The sequence below is a fragment of the Bacteroidales bacterium genome (assembly GCA_041671145.1).
Lineage (GTDB): Bacteria > Bacteroidota > Bacteroidia > Bacteroidales > JAHJDW01 > JAQUPB01.
Genome location: JBAZBZ010000035.1, coordinates 1 through 17,978, shown reverse-complemented (window position 1 = coordinate 17,978; position 17,978 = coordinate 1). Strand labels below are relative to the sequence as shown.

General features: G+C 31.7%; 14 protein-coding genes and 1 pseudogene. 7 read left to right on the top strand and 8 right to left on the bottom strand.

From position 1 onward, the window contains the following. The first annotated feature begins 34 nt into the window (after positions 1 to 34). Positions 35 to 2,455 (top strand): S8 family serine peptidase, encoded by a 2,421-nt coding sequence (locus tag WC223_10600; protein MFA6924685.1) that lies wholly within the window; start codon positions 35 to 37, stop codon positions 2,453 to 2,455. Position 2,456: 1 nt separating this feature from the next. On the opposite strand, the pseudogene WC223_10595 reads toward WC223_10600, so the two are convergent. The 8 genes and pseudogenes from WC223_10595 to WC223_10560 form a co-directional block, all read right to left on the bottom strand. After that, positions 2,457 to 3,471 (bottom strand): annotated as a pseudogene (locus tag WC223_10595) (ATP-binding protein). 132 nt (positions 3,472 to 3,603) lie between these two features. Then, the gene (locus tag WC223_10590) at positions 3,604 to 6,525 is read right to left on the bottom strand and encodes a DEAD/DEAH box helicase family protein (protein MFA6924684.1); all 2,922 of its coding nucleotides are present in this window, start codon (positions 6,523 to 6,525) and stop codon (positions 3,604 to 3,606) included. Then, on the bottom strand, positions 6,522 to 7,802 hold the full coding sequence (locus tag WC223_10585; protein MFA6924683.1) for a restriction endonuclease subunit S: 1,281 nt from the start codon (positions 7,800 to 7,802) through the stop codon (positions 6,522 to 6,524). Before WC223_10585 ends, WC223_10590 begins: the two co-directional genes overlap by 4 nt. Further along, entirely contained in the window at positions 7,789 to 9,699 is a 1,911-nt protein-coding gene (locus WC223_10580) for an N-6 DNA methylase (GenBank protein MFA6924682.1), read from the bottom strand. The genes WC223_10585 and WC223_10580 overlap by 14 nt, the downstream gene beginning before the upstream one ends. A 232-nt stretch (positions 9,700 to 9,931) precedes the next feature. Further along, positions 9,932 to 10,711 (bottom strand): hypothetical protein, encoded by a 780-nt coding sequence (locus tag WC223_10575; GenBank protein ID MFA6924681.1) that lies wholly within the window; start codon positions 10,709 to 10,711, stop codon positions 9,932 to 9,934. Then, entirely contained in the window at positions 10,712 to 11,431 is a 720-nt protein-coding gene (locus tag WC223_10570) for a hypothetical protein (protein ID MFA6924680.1), read from the bottom strand. It lies immediately after the preceding gene. 32 nt (positions 11,432 to 11,463) lie between these two features. Next, positions 11,464 to 11,664, bottom strand: coding sequence for a hypothetical protein (locus tag WC223_10565; GenBank protein ID MFA6924679.1), 201 nt, complete (start codon positions 11,662 to 11,664; stop codon positions 11,464 to 11,466). Positions 11,665 to 11,680: 16 nt separating this feature from the next. Beyond that, complete coding sequence (locus WC223_10560; GenBank protein MFA6924678.1) at positions 11,681 to 12,265, bottom strand: DUF6338 family protein; 585 nt, start codon at positions 12,263 to 12,265, stop codon at positions 11,681 to 11,683. A gap of 269 nt (positions 12,266 to 12,534) precedes the next feature. Between WC223_10560 and WC223_10555 the strand changes: the two genes are divergently transcribed. The 6 genes from WC223_10555 to WC223_10530 all read left to right on the top strand — a co-directional run. Then, positions 12,535 to 13,008 (top strand): hypothetical protein, encoded by a 474-nt coding sequence (locus WC223_10555; protein ID MFA6924677.1) that lies wholly within the window; start codon positions 12,535 to 12,537, stop codon positions 13,006 to 13,008. Further along, positions 13,008 to 15,698 (top strand): hypothetical protein, encoded by a 2,691-nt coding sequence (locus tag WC223_10550; GenBank protein MFA6924676.1) that lies wholly within the window; start codon positions 13,008 to 13,010, stop codon positions 15,696 to 15,698. The genes WC223_10555 and WC223_10550 overlap by 1 nt, the downstream gene beginning before the upstream one ends. Before the next feature lie 40 nt (positions 15,699 to 15,738). Beyond that, positions 15,739 to 16,362: a hypothetical protein gene (locus WC223_10545; protein ID MFA6924675.1), complete on the top strand. Its 624-nt coding sequence runs from the start codon at positions 15,739 to 15,741 to the stop codon at positions 16,360 to 16,362. A gap of 69 nt (positions 16,363 to 16,431) precedes the next feature. Continuing rightward, the gene (locus WC223_10540; GenBank protein ID MFA6924674.1) at positions 16,432 to 17,190 is read left to right on the top strand and encodes a hypothetical protein; all 759 of its coding nucleotides are present in this window, start codon (positions 16,432 to 16,434) and stop codon (positions 17,188 to 17,190) included. A gap of 106 nt (positions 17,191 to 17,296) precedes the next feature. Next, positions 17,297 to 17,728, top strand: coding sequence for a hypothetical protein (locus WC223_10535; protein MFA6924673.1), 432 nt, complete (start codon positions 17,297 to 17,299; stop codon positions 17,726 to 17,728). Next, positions 17,718 to 17,978: hypothetical protein (locus tag WC223_10530; GenBank protein MFA6924672.1), on the top strand; the 261-nt coding region annotated here is incomplete at its 3' end. The genes WC223_10535 and WC223_10530, both read left to right, overlap by 11 nt.

Genomic DNA, 17,978 nt, shown 5'->3' with positions numbered 1-17,978 from the left:
ATTGCTACTTTAGTATTTTAAATCTCTTAAAACTATGGCTAATCCAAAAATATATTCACATCTGTTTTTTAAAAACATTGTTGAAGGAGTAAAAATATATAAACAACCTCAAAGGTATATTCCTCCTATTGAGGAAAGTGAAAAGGATTATAATCCAATGCAAACAACTTTTAAAAGTTGTTTGAATAAATTTACAAAAAAACAAAATGAAAGATACCACAAAAGAGATATTAAGCTAAACATACCTATTCATATAGATTATATTGAAATTACATTTTTTGAATATTTTACTCCTGATTTAGAAAACAAATATTTACTTTATTATGGTTTAAGTCCCGTAAAATATGAGCTTTACAACGAAAAAGTGTTATTTGCAATATCGGATACTCAAAAATTTGAAGTTTTTAAAAAAGAGATTTTAAATTTTACAAATACAGAAAATCCAAATATTAAAACCGAATTATTTAAAAATATTATTAAATACATTAAGGAATTTGAATTTCTAACGTCAGAAAAAATCTTAACTATTAATGAAAAAAAAGAATTAACATATTTGAACTTAGTTGATAATCCTGACATTTTTCAATCACATATTAAACCAATTGAAGACAATTTAATTCTATTTTTAAAGCAAAAAAATATTTCATATAAATACGACAAGTTTAGTAATTCTCTTGAGGTTGTTAATACTGATATAGAAACAATCAAGTTTATTGCAGATAATTTTGATATTATTCATAAAGTAAATTCATTTAAAGCAGGGATAATTAAACCGAGTACTTATAATCTGCCAGGTAGAAGTATTGGATATGAAATAAAAATAAAAAAAGAAATTCCAATCATTGGAATAATTGATACTGGTATTAGTCCTGTTTCTTCTTTAAAGCAATTAATTATAAATAAAGATAATCAATTTGATTTAACTGGTACAAGCGCTTTAGAAGATAACACGGATCATGGAACATCTGTTGCGAATCTTGCTGTTTTGGGTTCGGCTTTTTATTTAAGTGAAGAAAAAATATTTCATGCTGACGCAAAGGTTCTTTCTATAAAAGTTTTAGATAACAAGCATGGAAATATTTCGTATTTTGAAATAGTTCGTTTAATAAAAAAAGCATACGAAGAACACAATGTTAAAATTTTTGTTTTAACAATATGCAACGAAAAACACAAGAAAGACAATGAAGCTATTTCGGAATACGCTTATTTGATTGACAGATTAACTTATGAGTTAGATATATTAATTTTTATTTCTACAGGTAATATTAATGATTTGACAGAGTTTAATAATAACCGTTCTACTATTGTTAAATACCCAAGCCATTTTATTAACGAGACAGCTAATATTTGCGTTCCATCTGAATCAATGAATAATATAACAATTGGTGCTATTGCTGATAACTTTGAAAATAATAAACTTAATGGGATAACACCAGCAAAAGAATTGCCTGCTATATATACACGAAAATTTAACTTGAATTATGATGCTGATATGCTTACTTCAACTCAAAAAAACAACAAGCTTTTTAAACCAGATGTTGTTCATTATGGTGGGGATTGTGATGATAACTTATATGTAGATAAAGAACCTGCTTTGACAGTGTTATCTTCAAAAAGTAATTTGAGTTTTGTTAAAAATATTGGAACAAGTTATTCTGCTCCGTTAGTAGCTAATATAGCTGCTAAAATTTTATATAAATACCCAAAGTTAAACATGCAAACTATTAAAGCATTAATAATTAATTCTGCACAAAGACCATGGGGAAGCTTTGTAAAACCTGATGTTTTTAAAAGTTTATCGGACAACACGTTACGTCATCTTATAGGTAACGGTTTACCTGATACCTTTAAATGTTTAAACTCTACGGATAACGAGGTTACATTAATACTTGAGGACGAAATACAACCTGAAACTATCAAAGCATATTCACTAAAAATCCCAGATTATCTGAATAAAATTATAACAAAAAGGTCAATTTTAGAAGTTTCAGCAACATTAAGTTTTAAGTTTCTTCCAGTTAAAAATAGTCATTTGACATATTGCCCAATACATATAACATTTGGTTTTTTTAGGAATTTGCCTTTAGATTCAATAAATGGAAGTAAATTAGCAGAAACAAAATTCTGTACTTCTTGGGCAGAAGATTATTATTTTAAAGGAAAGCTTCTTAGCAATACTCAAAAAATATCTTTTTCAATAACTCCAAATAGTTTAATAAATGAAAATAATCAAATAAAAATTGCTATAAATTCTAAATTCCATAAACTTTTAAATTCAATTCAATTATCAGAATATAAAAATAAAACGAATAAATTTTCTATGATTATAAATATTAAAGAGAAACCCATTAATAACATACTTTCAGGACGTTTGTACAATGAATTATCGGCAATAAATACAGTAGAAGTTATAGGAACAATTGAGCAAGAAATTGAACTTGAAAATAGTATTTAATTTATTTCTTTAAACTAAAGTTTTGCTTTTCTTTATCTATTAATTCAATCCAAAGAGTAGTATTTATCTTTATTTTATTTGAATTTAATTCAATGTTATCTAAAATACTACGTTTTATTGTGGTTATAAGAGCTTTTTGGATTGCATAATAGGATAATCCTAAGCATTTTCCAATTATAAATGGGAGTTTTTTCTCATCATAAGTAAACAATCCTGACTTTAATGTTTTATTAATAAGTTCTTTAATTTGGCTTTTATTGGGAATATCTAAATGTATTCTGACATCAAATCTTCTTAAAAGTGCTGGGTCAACTATGTTAATTTGATTGGTTGCAGAAATAATAATACTTTCTTGTGGTAAATAGTCAAAGAGCTGTAATATCGTATTTACAACTCTTTTCATTTCTCCATGGTCCTGATTGTAATCTCTAACTTTTCCAAGAGAATCAAATTCATCAATAAAGATAATACATTCTTCGGTTGCAGCACGTTTAAAAATTTTTGCGAGATTCACCAAGTTTTGAAGAAACAATTGCACCAAGATTGATAACGTACATTATTTTTTCCAATTCACCCGCCAGTACATAAGAAGCAAGTGTCTTTCCGCAACCGGGAGGTCCATGAAACAGAATTTTATTAGAAATAGGTAGGTCAAATTTCCTTAAAACTTCAACTGTTCTTTGTTCTTTTACAAAAAATTCTAAATCATTTTTTACTTTTTCGGAGCATACAAGATTCTCAAAACGATAGTCAGATGTAATTTTCTCAATAATAAATTCATTAATTTCTTTGTCTTCTTCTCTCAATAAGTGTTTCTCGCTTCCAACAATTGCTAATCCACTTGTTTGTTGATTTCTTATTGCTTCTTTTAGTATTGATTGTAATTGAATTGCGAAATTAGTTTTTTTTGTTTTTTTTGAATAGTCAATTAATTCATTAAGAACAAGCAATAACCTCTCTTGGTCATTTTCAAGACCGAATTTAGCAATATCTTTTATGAAATCAAATTGAGACATTAGTGTTTTTATTATACAAAAGAAAGTATTTTTTTAATATGAATGACAATTTTCAATTATTTTTTAATTTCAATTAAATCAATATTTTATTTACTATTTTCATATTTCAGAGTTAGAATTTATTTTTGAAAATTAATTATTGCTTGTTTTATAAATCGCATGTCTTATAATATTCTGAACTAATAAATCAAAAATACCACCATTATCTTTATATTGTGGTTCACGGGTTTTACGCAACATTCCTTTCTTTTTGTAATTATCAATTATTTGTTGTCGTAATTGTTTAGCAATTATCAATTGTAAAAAATCAGTATTCTCCTTATTTGAAAATATTAAATTAATCAAGTCATTATTCTGCATTGTTTCTGCAAAAATTTCTTTTATTATTATTTCGTCTCCTTCTTCTATTTTAAATATCCTGCGAATTTCTTCAATTACATCATCAATTGTTGCTTTAGGCGGAACAATATTTTTGTGCTTTCCCTCTCTGGGTTCTTTAATAATATTCGGATTTATTTTTTTTCCGATATATTTTAATGCTATTTTTTCAACTGTTACACTCTCAAGTGATTTTTTCAAAGTGCTTACTGCACCCAACTTAAATAATTTACCTGCCACCAAATCAGCAAAAATTGCAAACATTACAAGTGTTTCGGGTATTTCAATGAATTGAGCAAAAAAGTTATATTTCTTTACATATTTTAAAAGCAGATTTACATATTTTTTTCTTTCTTCTTTGTCTGTTATAGTTTTCTCAAATTGCAAACGAAATGCTAAAGACATTGCAGCAAAAACAGAATCGTTTCTTTCTTTTGCCGTTTCAATATATTGAGAAATCATGTCTTGAGTAAAAACATTATAACTCATTATTTCAGCATACAGATTTTGCAATTCATCAGGGTCAGGTTCGGTTGCTCTTACTTTTGCTCCTTTTCGATATTTACTGAATGCTTCAAAAATTTCTTTTGCATTATTTGTAAAATCTATAACTGTTGTTTTATTTTTACCCTGATATTTTCTGTTTAATCTCGAAATTGTTTGTACAGCATTTATTCCTTTTACAATTTTATCTAAATACATTGCACACAGCAAGGGCTCATCAAAGCCCTGTTGAAACTTATTTGCAACAATCAAAATTCTATATTCATCTTTCTCAAAATATTTTTCAATTGGTGTTTCGTCTGTTATTTTAATATCATTTACATTTGCTTCTGTTAAAGGCATCTTACTCACTTTATCAATAAAATCAGTGAAAGCAAATAATGCTTTATAGCCGAGTTTTCTTCTATCAATTATTGTTTTCAAAGCTAAATAGTAATTATATCCGGCTTGTCTTGAAGTTGCCACAACCATTACTTTTGCTTTGCCTTCTAATAATTTTTTCACTTCTTTTTCAAAATGCTCAATAATTACAGTTGATTTATATTCAATTATACTTTCATCTTCGTAAGCAATATCACGAAGCAACTTTGTTATAATTCCTTCGGGATATAGTTTATCATCAGGTTTTACCCAAGTAGTGTTTAAATGATAAAGTGTTTTATATGAAATGATATTGTCTGAAACGTCTAAAATATAACCTTCCTTTATAGCTTCATCTTCGGTGTAAATATCAAATGGAGTTCCAAAAAGTTTAAGTGTTTTATCTACCGGAGTGGCTGTAAATGCAATATAAACCTGACGACTAATGTCCAGTTGTTTGAATATTTCTTCTGCTTCGTCTTCAAAGGTTTGTTCTTCTTCGCTTTCAATGCTCTCATTTGCAAAAGTAGTCCGCACATTTTTACCCATTTTCCCTCCTTGGCTCCGATGTGCTTCATCAATTAAAAAAGCAACTTTTAATTTTTTCAAACTTTCATCTTCTTTCAATTCCTTTTGAACATAGTTGAATTTCTGAATTGTTGTAACAATAATATTTGTCCTGCTTTTGATATGTTGTAATACTTCGCTTGCTTTGCTGGTAAATACCATTTTGCGATGCAAATGAACAAATTTTTCTAAATCATCTTTTACATTAGTGTCTAAACTTTTTCTGTCAGTAAGAATAAAAACAATATCAATTACTTTTTCATTTGTAGTAGCTTTATGCAAGCTGTCAAGGCGTTCAGCCATCCAACTTATTGTAAGAGTTTTTCCTGAACCGGGACTATGATTGATTAAATATTTTTTACCTAAAACATCGTGTGTTTCGGCATATTCCAACAAATCACTTGTTAAATTTCTTGTGCTTCGCAACTGGTGGAATCGTGGCATTATTGTAAATGCAGGTTTTTGTTTTTTTGCATTTGCAGAAACATAAATCAAAAAGTATTCTATAAAATCACTTATGTATTCAGGAGAAAATGCCTGTCCGTACAAATGCCAAACAGGATATTCCTCTTTTGGAATTTCGGGGTTTTCTTTGTTTTCCAATCCTGTATTGAATGGCTGAAAATTTTCTTCATTTGTCGGATTTGTTGCCACTCTTACTTCATCTGTATCGGCTGCAAAATGAGCAAACGGAAGTGAAAATATTTTTGAAATCTCATGTCGCCTTTCTATGTATTGAATTATTGCATCTTCATAAGTGCTTGCTTCACCGGTTTCGCCATGATGTTTTAATTCTGTTGTTATAATTGGCAATCCGTTAAGGTATAAAACCAAATCAATTGCTTCGTTTGTATTATCGGCAAAATAAAATTCTTTTTTTAAAGCAAAAATATTTGATTTATAACATTGCATTTGTTCCGCACTGTTATTGCTTCTTGGACGTGGTGTGTATAAATAAATCTTTTTACCTTTTAAACTTATTCCATTTCTAATAACCAACCAAAGCGGACTAACCTGTAATTCTTCTTTTATTGTTTTAATAATTTGTCTGCCGGTATCACTTCCAAAATACTCATCATTCAATATTTTCCATGTTTCAGGTTGTGTTGTTTGAATAAATTCCGTTAAATGATTTTCAATAAAAAAAAACTCTTTATCAGCAATATCGGTTGCAGACAAAGTTCTATAACCGAAATTTGTTTTCAGATATTCGCAAATATGATTATGGAAAACTTCTTCTGTCATATAACTTTTCTTTTACCTGTTACACACTCGTGAATTAAACTTTTACGATATTGTTGCAAACAAGTTATCTGTTTTTCTATAATGTTTTTTTCGTTTGTAATATTTGTGCAAAAATTATCTAAATATTCTGCTATTTCTTTTTGTTCTTTTATGTTTGGGAAAGCAATGTAGAAATAGGCAATCTGTCTTGTCCAATCAACTCTTGGCATTTTTGCACCATAAGAAACAGCAGTGCAGATTTCAATAAATTTAGGCGAACCAATAAAGTATTTAAAAAAGGCATTATAAATTTTCAAACAGTTGAATGAAATAATTTCACCTGTGCATTTTCCATCTCTATCAGCTAACCAATATTTTGCAAGATAAGGTCTCAACTTACCAAAGAGAACATCTCCTTTTTTAAAAATTGTTACATCACTTGAAACTTCTGTTGTGTCTCTAAATCCAATAATTCTACCTGTGCCTTGTTCTATATCTTCCAATTCAATGTAATCTTTTTCTTCAGATTTTTCGGATGTTTTTATGTTTCTCAATTCAACAACATCTTTGATTCTTTCAACCTTCCAACGTTCCGGTATCACTCCAATCCATTCAATACCGCTATCTTTAAATTTAATATTCGGATTTAAACCTTTTGTAACGCATTCGTGTATTTTGCTTTTTTTATATCGTTCTAATTTTTCTAATTGTTGTTGTTTTGTAGCAATTACTTTGTCAATATTAGCTGTGGCTTGGTCTAAATATGAAGCAATGGCGGTTTGCTCATTGAAAAGTGGTTGCGGAATCTTATAATGCCTAAACAAAACCATATTTAACGAAGGTACTGTTCCTGGTTTTTCAAAAAAATCAAAATCAATTTCCTTTGATAAGTAGAAAAAATATTTCATTCCTAATTTCTTATTATCATCAATTACCAAGCCCATCATATTGTTATCAATGCAACAATCAACTAAATTTATTTTTCTATGATTTTTCTTTAGTGCCTCTCCAACTTTAGCTGTTATCATTGAAAAAACAGGGATTATTTTCCAGCCATTTTGCTTCAATTCTTTTTCATCAATATAATTATTTGCAGTAGAAACAAAATCATCCTTACCATTAATATCACTAACTTTTAAAAATGGAAAATCACCTTCCTTTTTACCTTGTTTTTCAATAGGAAAACCATCACCTCCAAAATCTTTTAGCAGGTCTTTAATTCTCACAATCTTCCAATGGCTTGGCACATCACCCAGCCACTCTATTCCACTTGGCTTATAGGTGCTATACTGTTGCATGTTTTCCTTCTAATTGATTAATGATATTTTCAGCTTGTTTTTCCAATTTCCAAAACTCCTGCAATACGTCTTCTGCTTTTGGCGGTGCTACATATTTAAAGAAATATTTATTCGGAAGTATTTCGTAACCTACGCTTGGATTATTATCAATATAAATAATCGGCTTGTCGATTTCACGTTTTATAAATTCTTCAATGTTTTCATCAAATGGAATATATTCAAAGTCGGTAATATAATGGCGGTGTGTGTAAACGCATTCTGTTTTTGTTTCGTAATTTATTTGCCACCATTTAAAAATATCAGCAGTTTTAATTTCTGCTGTTTCTTTAGAAAATTGTTGCTTTAAGTGATTTGCAAAAACTGTTTCAAATTTATCTTTAGCAGTTAATTTAAAATTTATTTTTTTACTATCAACAGTAAATTCAAATTCAGCTTCACCACCAAAGAAAGCAACTTTATCATTTACATTTTTATTATTAAGTTTAGTTGCAAACTTTTCTGTAATGCTCATTGTTTGGTCGTTTTCATCGGTTTGCCAAAATACTACCTGAACTTTATGAAAAGCAAAATCGTGATAATTGAATATTTTGCAAAAATCGTTTTGTTTCCATTCGTTATATTGTTGCTCAATCCATTGTCGGTGCTTCACTTCAAGTCGGTGTCGCTTTTGTCCCATGCTTTTTGGCTCATCGCTAAATTGTTCACGAGCATTTATAATAAGCACTTTTTCTTTTTTCTCTTTTGGCTTGTTATTGTTAAGAATCCATACATAAGTATAAATGCCGGTATTGTAAAACAATTGGTCAGGAAGCATTACAATACAATCCAATAAATAATTTTCGAGAATATATTTACGAATTTCACTTTCTCCACTCAACGCATCGCCATTGCTTAAAGGAGAGCCATTAAATATAATTGCTATTTTGCTGCCTCCTTCTTTCGGCTCTTTTATTTTTTCAATCATACTCATTAAAAAAAGTAATGCACCGTCTTTAACAGTCGGGAACTGTCCTTTATAACGAGTGTATGAAAGTTTTTTAACTCTTGCAGCATAATCGCCCCAATTAACACCAAAAGGCGGATTGCTGAGCATGTAATCAAAACTTTTTCCTGCGTGCAAATCACCTCGTTCTTTAAATCCTTCTTCATCCGGCACTAATGAATTTCCATGAGTAATACGCTCGGCATCTTCTTCTTTAATAAGCATGTCAGCTTTGCAGATTGCGTAATTTTTAGATTGCTTTTCCTGTCCGTAAAGCTCAACAACTGTTTGTATTAGGTTTCTCTCTTTATCGGTAGTAGCTTTGTCAAGCAAATATTCTTTGGCAACCGAAAGCATTCCTCCGGTTCCACAAGCAGGGTCATAAATGCTAATTGCTTTATTCTTATCTTTAGGGTTAAGCCGTATATTCAATAGTTCCACCATTAAACGAATAACTTCTCTAGGCGTAAAATGTTCTCCTGCTTCTTCTCCGCTTTGTTCAGAAAATTTACGAAGCAATTCTTCATAAATATAACCCATTTCAAGATTAGTTAAATCTTTAGGACCGAATGGTTCGTTGGAATATTGTCGTAAAATTGGCTCAAGTGCATCGTTCTTATCCATTGCTCCGATAGTTGCAGCAAATTCAAACTTATCAATAATTTCCTCAATGTTTGCCGAAAATCCATTTATATAATCACGAAAGTTTTTTTCAATTCGGCTTACGTTGTCATCAATAATTTTACGAATAGTCCAGTGAGTTTTATTGTTGAAAGGATAATCATCTATTTCAATTTCTTTCATTAACTTTTCAAGTCCTTGTGTTTTTTTCTTTTTTACATCAACATTATCATCGTCTTTTATTTGAAATTCTTTGTATTCAGGTAACAATTCCGCTTTTGTTTTTTCTCGCATTTCTTCCAATACACATTCAATCCTACGAAGCATAATAACTGGAAGCACTACGTTTGAAATTCATACGCTTTAAATTTACCTCTTAATTTAATTGCCGATTTCCAAATTTCGTCAGCTTTATTGTCGAGTTTTTCTTTTGTTTGCATTTATTGAATTTTTTATAAAATCATATTTTGAAAAAACATTTGAGGATTAATAGAAAATTGAAAGTTAGTTAAAAGTGTTATATCAGCTAACTTATATTATATTTTACTTTTAATTTATTCCATTCTTCTGTAAGTAATGGATTTAATTTTTTAAAAACTTTTTCGGGTATGCCCGCATTAATCTTACTATGTAAAGTTTCATATTGTAACCAATAACGATAAATGGAGGGCTGATACTTAAAAGTATTTTCTTTTAAATCTTCGTGTTGAAATAAAGTAATCCAATAATCTTGAATGATTGACAAACTATTTAACAAAATGAGATGCTTAATTAATAACCCTAAAATGTTAGCAGAAAATAAAGCTTGTAAAACTGATAATGCAAATGGAACTTCTTTAAAGCCATAATAAGAAAATGCAACCATAAATAATAACATAATTGATGGTATAATTATTTTTTTTGATGTAGTTACTTTAACTAAAGAATACGTATAAAAACAATTTTCAAATAAATTCACTGATGCTTTGTAAAGCCCTTTACTTATTTCGTCATTGTCATAATAGCCAATTGAGTTGCTCGGAGAAAAAATTGAACCAAAGGAATTATCAATAAAATCGTCTCTTCTTTTATTGTCAGCTTGTGGAATTAAAATAAAATCACTGATTATTTCTAAAATGAAAAACATACTAATCCCAACAATGTTGAGTATATTGATAATATTAATAAGTACAGAGCCATCAAAGTATTCCTTAAATGCAACAGGAATTATTGACAATCCTAAAATTGTCCAAAAAACAACTTGTCTGACGGAACTAAGTTTGTTTATAATTTTGAATAAACTATACTGTGGAGTATATATTGCCATTTATTTTTTGTCTATAAATTTTAACCACTCTGTTTTCCGTGTTGCTTCATCATTAATGAGCATTAATGAATGAATCTTTTGAGCGTCCGCATTAAATCCATTATTCTGAAAAAATGTCCAAAGCCAATCAGTAATGCTTGCACTCGTAGAATAAGAATAAAGAAACCCGTTACATACTCTCTTTTCAATCTCGAAATTTTTAAGACCACGATTATAATTTTTATTCCACAACTTTAGAATTTTAATAAGGTCAATATACTTTGGGTTTTTATTTCTCAAAGCTGTAATTGCTGTTTCAAGTTCCCCAAAATTAATACTCTGCCAATTGATAAGAGTACTGTCAGGAATACTAATGCCATTGCCCCAAACATTTTTCTTGTATGGAGTTATTTCAAAAGGAATTTTATCAAAATCAACTAAAATAGAGGGTTTATCCTGACTTATTTCTGAATTAGGGTAGCTGTTTGTTAAACATGTTTTCAATCTTGATAGAGCTGTTTGAGGATTACCAGTTCCTGTATATTGATAATAAACATCAACATCACTAACTCCTTTTACCATTGTAGCTCTTTTGTATGAACCACCCAAAAAAGATTCATTAAAATCAGGTTGGTTTTTTATTATTTCTCTTAAATGGTTAGCTGTTGTGGCAATATTACTCAATTCAGCTTGGGAATAAGAAATTAATTCCACTTTTTCTTTGATGAATTTGTCAAGCATAGTTTTAATTATAAGATTTTTATAATGATTATTTACTCATCACTTTTTTTATCGGGAACACCCGAATCAGTGGGAGGAGTTGAAGGGTCTATTGTATCCCTAACTGGTTGATACCCCTCGTTAAGTGGCTTTTTATTATACAAGTTTTCATTTACTTGCCCCTTGATAACATCACCCTGTCCAGTTTTTGGTTCAGATTGATTTTGCGATTGTTCATTTTTGTCTTTACACATAAGTTTAATTATTTAATTATTTAAAAAATTCTATACATAAAATTTCATCTCCAAGTATTATTATTCCTTTTGTTTTATCAACTCTTTTCAAAAATTTGTTATTTTCCATTTTCCATAATTCTTCTATATAAATTGTTTCTTTTCTAGGATATGACGAGGCAAATGATTTAGAGCCATAACGACCTCCGATTTTCCTTCCATCTTTTAAATGTACAACAACCCAATAATCCTCTTTTTGTTGAAATAAAAAGTCCCATGAACTTTTTACAAGATTAATAGTATGTTTTTTGAAAAATTTAAGTTTAGTTAAGCAAATAAACAAAATACTTAATAATACAGGAGTAACAAAAAGGATAAGAAACATTAAAATATAATACCATAAAGTATATTCTTCATAAAAATTATTTCTATGAATTGGTATAAGTACCCATGAAAATAGAACAAAATTGATACAACTGAAACCTATTGCCTCAAAAATTGCTTCTGAAAAATTTGTCTTTTCAGATGAAATAATTAATTGATATATTTTCATGGCTATAAAACCAGGAATAAAAAAAAGAAGAAATAATTTTAATTTATCAATTGTCCAAATGTCTTCCATGTCTTTAGTAAAGAATCAACTAATTTAAAAAATTATATTTTTTTACCTTTGTCTGTAAAGATACAATATTTTTTTCTTTCCCAAATAGTCAAATATTCAAAAAAATCTAAACATTTCTGTTCAATTTCCAGTCATATCTGTTCATTTTTTTAGCATAAGTGTTCATTTTTCTGAAATGTGTTCATTTGTGTTCATGCGTGATTAACCGCTGAACAAATATTTGTATTCGCAACTTTTTTCAAAAAAACAAAAAAGAAAAGAATACAAATATGCCGATACCAATTATACCGCTTGTAATAATTTTCGGAGGAGCCGCTGTAATCAAAAACATGCTTTCCACAGCTAATGTCGGAGACAAAGTACAGGTTCAGCCGGAAAATTTAAAATTAAACTTCACATGGAAAGACGGATTAACAATTAAAACCGACCTGCGTCTTCAAAATCCCACAAAAAACAGCGTAACCATAACACAACCTTATGTGAAACTTTTCGATGGCAATAAGTTGCTTGGCAGTAATACCATAAAGAGCAACACTACTAAAATAAATAAACTAAGCGAAGCTGTACTTAAAGACGTAACATTTAAAGTTTCACTTCTGCAGCTCGGAATTAACCTGAGCAAAATGGCGACCAACTTAATAGAGGGCGAGCAAATTCTGAAAGGATATAATTTAAAACTCGAATACTCCCTTTATGCAAATGGTATTCCTGTAACCAGTATTCAACCAATAAAAGTAAGCTGATGCAGGAAATATTTAAAAATATCGGTTTGGTAGCGGTTGGTCCCCGAAAGATTTTTTCAGGAATGGAATTTAACGGATTAATTCCGGTTCCTGATTTTGCAAGAACGGTTTTAAAAAAGAACGGCAGTATTGATGAAACAGTTCATCTGATGGCTGACTACATAAAAGAATATCATTACGACACAGCGAAACTCGCACCAACACTAAAAGCACCGACACTCAAAGAAACCTGTAACAACATCTGGAATTTTGTTTACAGCCATATTCAATACAAACTCGACAAAGAAGGAGAAGAACAACTAAGGCGACCTGCGATGCTTTGGGCGGACAGATACAAAGGTGGCGACTGCGACTGCATGACCATATTTATCTGCACAATCCTTTATAACCTCAATATTCCATTTGTAATAAGAATTACCAAATATGACGGCAAACAATACTTTCAGCATGTTTACCCTATTGTGCCTGACAATTCAGGCGGATACTACACTATTGATTGTGTTGTGAGCCAGTTCAATTACGAAAAACCATTTTCAGAAAAAAAAGATTTTACTATGACATCACTCGGAATACCTATAATCGGGTTGCACGGAGTTGCAAGCGATTTAACTGATTTGATTGAGGGCTTGGGAGCCACTGACAACACAACAGAACAAGCCGTTTATAATCATCTCTTAAAAACAAGAGAAATAATAAAAGCCAATCCCGGAATAATCAGCAAAATTGACTATGAACCGGCATTTCTTGAAATGCTTGATTATGCAATAAGGCATTTCTGGTCGCCAAGCAGAGAAGAAGCATTTAAGCACCTTGCGTGGAATGAAGCATCCCATAATCAGCAGGCAGGAATTGAAGAAGAAACCCTTCTCGGCATTGATGATGACGATTCGCTATCGGGATTTGATGACTTGGACGGAGTAATTGACGGAGATGATGTTTACGACTTTGACGGACTTGGAAGAACGAAAACACCAAAGAAGCAAAGAAAGGAAATAAGGAAAAAACAGAAAGCTGAAAAGAAAATAAAAAAGGCAGCAACAAAGAAAAATCCGAAGAAAGCAGCAAAAAAAATAAAAAAAGCAAACAAAAAAATTGCAAAAGGATTTTTCAGAAAAACAGGCGTAGTGCTTGCTAAAAAAGCAAACAAGAAAGCCCTGTTAAAACATAACCCTGTTATTGTTTCACAGCAAATCGAGCAGGAAAACGAAGCGGAAATACAGGACAGCAACATACCTGATGAAACTCAATACAATGAGGATTATAGCACAGACAACAATAATGCAGAAATTCCGACCGATACAGAAAGCAGCGAAACCGCAGAAACATCAGAAAATACTGACTATACCGAAACCACAGAAGGAAACGAAAACGACAATTCAGAGAACGCCGATAATAGCGACAGCACAGAAAACATCGAAGTAAACGATGAAACAGTTGAAGGGCTTTTGGGCTTGGGAAAAATTACGGAAGGAAACGAACATGAAGTTTACAGGCACCTGGTAGCAACAAGAGATATTTTAAAACAGCATCCTGATTTAATCAGCCCTGACATTGATTACACTCCCGGTTTTCTTGACATGCTTGAGTATGCAATCAAACATTTCTGGACACCGAAAAGAGATGAAGCATTGAGAGTGCTTGCTTTAAATGAAGCAAAGCTGAACAAAATTAATGGAGTTTCGGAAGATGATTTGCTTGGTTCCGATGATGATGGTTTGGACGGCATAGTAGATTATGATAATGTTTATGAATTTGACGGACTTGGCGAATTAGGCGACAAGAGCAAACGAAAAAAAGTAAAAGCAGAAAGAAAAGCAGAACGCAAGCAGAATAAAGAAAAAAACAAAGCTGAACGAAAAAAAGCAAAGGGCTTTTTCAGAAAAGTCGGAGTTTCATTAAAACAAGGCACAAAGACATTCAAAAAGCTGAACCCTGCTTTAATAGCAATGCGAAACAGCTTTTTGCTTGTAATGAAAATCAATCTTTTTAATCTCGCAGAAAAGGCAAAATGGGGATATGCCACACCCGAACAGGTAAAAGCAGCAGGAATAACCGAAGACAAATACAATAAATCCAAAAAATTTGTTGCACAGCTTGAAAAACTCTTTGCAGACAGAGCAGGCGGTAGTAAAGTTTCTCTGAAAAGGAATATTCTGACAAGCAAAAAAGCAAGATTAGGCGATGTTATAAACCTTTCAGGACCGGAAGCAGCACCTGTAATTGCAGCTTTACCATTGATTACAGCAGTTGTAAAACTTCTTAAAGACAACGGACTTTTGAGCAAAAAAGAAGCTGATGCAATTGATGAAAAAGTAAACAACAAAGACATAGATATTTCCTCTGACGATGCGAAAGAGCTTGAAAATATAAGTAAAGAAGAAGATGCAAACGACAACAGCAATGGCGGAGCAGGCGACAATCCTGACGACAAAAAAGGATTTTTTGATAATCTGATTGATAAAGCAAAAGAGCATCCTATGTTGGCTGCCGGTGCCGTAGTGGTAGCTGCATACATATTTATTCCGCCATTCCAAAACTTCATTAACGGCATTCTGAAAATTGGAAAGAAACCCCAGCAGGTAAGCGGTTGCCATAAAAATACACTTGAAGGACTTGGAAAACTGAAATCTTTACCAAAAGTCAAAGCCCCTGCAAAGCCACAGCAACTAACATTTATCACTTTAAAATAATAATCACAATCAATTTAATCATTAACTAAAAATTCAAAAAATGGCAAAAAGACAAGCAACAGACAAGCAACTTGAAGCACTTGCAAAAGGCAGAGAAAAGTTGCAGCAAGGACAACATGGAAGGAAACGCCATTCTTTGCTTTCGGGAATTGGGAGTTTCGCTTTACCCAGTTGGGAAGACGCTCAAATATTGTCCGTATTTGAAAAAGCGGGACTGTTCCTGATAGGATACATCGGAGGCAAAGAAACAGACAGGCGTTTCATCAAGTCGGGCGACCAAACCGGATTTAAGAAATTCATAGGTCCGGTACTGACAGCAGGAGGCGGTATTTTACTTGCCAATCAGGAGGGCGAAGTATTGCGTTACATCGGTTATGGCTTGACGACAGCCGGAGCGGTAACAGCAGTAAACAACGCACTCGGTAAAGGCAAAGACATTACCAACCTCGAAACTTTAAAAGGATTCAGCTTAGGTGATTTGCTAAGCGGAAAAGCAGAATTTCCTGTTTACAGAGATCCTGTCATACTCAAACTTCCACCTTATAAACCTTCACTTCCCGATTTGGACGTAACTGAAAAAGTTTCAGGAGCTGAAGAACAATCAAAGGAGGAACCATCAGTGGAAGAACTAAAAGGCGAAGACGATGAGACCACACTCATTTAGCAAATAAGCAAAGGATAAATAACAATTCAAAAATCAAATAAAATTATAAACAATTAAAAAAATAAAATTATGTCATTAACATTAGGAGAAATCATAGACAATCAAGCTGTATTACTAGGAATGGACGATACAGAACTTGGAAAACTTTTAAAAGCACAAGGTGCTAAAGTAAAGAAAAATTTAGCGGCAGGAGGTGTCGCCAGGGCAAGAGGTTCAAGAGGCGAAATGCTTGAAAAATTGCCTCTGATTGAAGACAAGGAAATTGGTAAAGACCTCGGCAAACACAGAAAGCACATTGCCGACTGCGTTATTGCAGTATGTAAACTTGCAACTGTGAGCGGAGACCCATCAACAAATATCAAAATGATAACAGACGGAGACAACAAAGTTGTCGGACTTTCTGATTTGAATTTCGGTAGATTCGAGAAAGACGAATATTTCCTTATGTCAGGATTGTCGCTTTTGGGCGGAATTGCAAAAACCCCGAACAATGCAGGAGTACAGTCATGCAGATTCGGCGAGTTGCCTGATGTTGTTCTGAACGGAATTTTTGAACTTAAAGCAAACGGAAAAACTTTAAGCAGAATTATGTCCTGTGAAATATTCAGAACTTTCCAGTCAAGAGAAATTGACCATACAGCCGACAAATATGGATTCGGCTACGGAATCGGAACAAGCAACCACAGAATGAATTATCATAAACTTGATAATCCGAAATTAATAGACCCACAGCAACTGATTGAAATGAATATCACTACTGCTGCTGCCACAGAACAAAACCAAGCATTAAAGCTCATTTTGTGGGGTTCTATTGTTACTACTTACTAAAAAGCAAGAAGCACAGAGCGGAGAGTTAAAATTTATTTAACTCTCTGCCTTATGCTCTGTATTCTGCGCCATTTCATTATTTGTCATTCATTATAACAGAAACAATATGTACTATCAGAAAATAACAGTGCTTATAACAGCACAGAACAGACCGGTAGCGTTTTCAACCAATACAGACAGGACTTATAAATATGTAAAAAAAGTAACAGTTTATACTTCGCCTGCCTTATCTGAAAGCAGAAGCACAATAAAGCTGACAAAAGATTTTAAAATTGACGGAAAAATAATGTTTCCCTCTGATTTTGATTTATACCCTCTGCACCCGATGGCACTGGCAACAGAAAAGGACTATAAAAATAAATTTGCCAAAGCTGAAGGCAGCACTGTTGAAGGGGAAGTCATGGATACAGGTGTAGTCGCAGCTCCTTATTATTTGACAATACAACTCTGCATAGATAATGAGCCACCAAAGGAAGATATATCACACACTCTGAAAAGTGTTTTGGAAAATTTAGGAAAACAGACAAATGACAAATAAAAAATCAAATGAAATATGGTTTGTAAAAAGCATAGGTTCGCTTGTTAATGTCGGGGATTTCATGCGTTTTTCATTTGTTGCACCCAGTTATATCAAACGAATAATAGGTGTCAATGTTTTTTCACCGGAACTGGCAAATCAGCCACCGGCACATGGAGACGTGAATGTATCAGTAATGATTAACAACGAAGCTAAAATTCCTGTCTGTGGTTCTTTTTCGCTTGGCTTTAATAGTGTTGATGATAATATT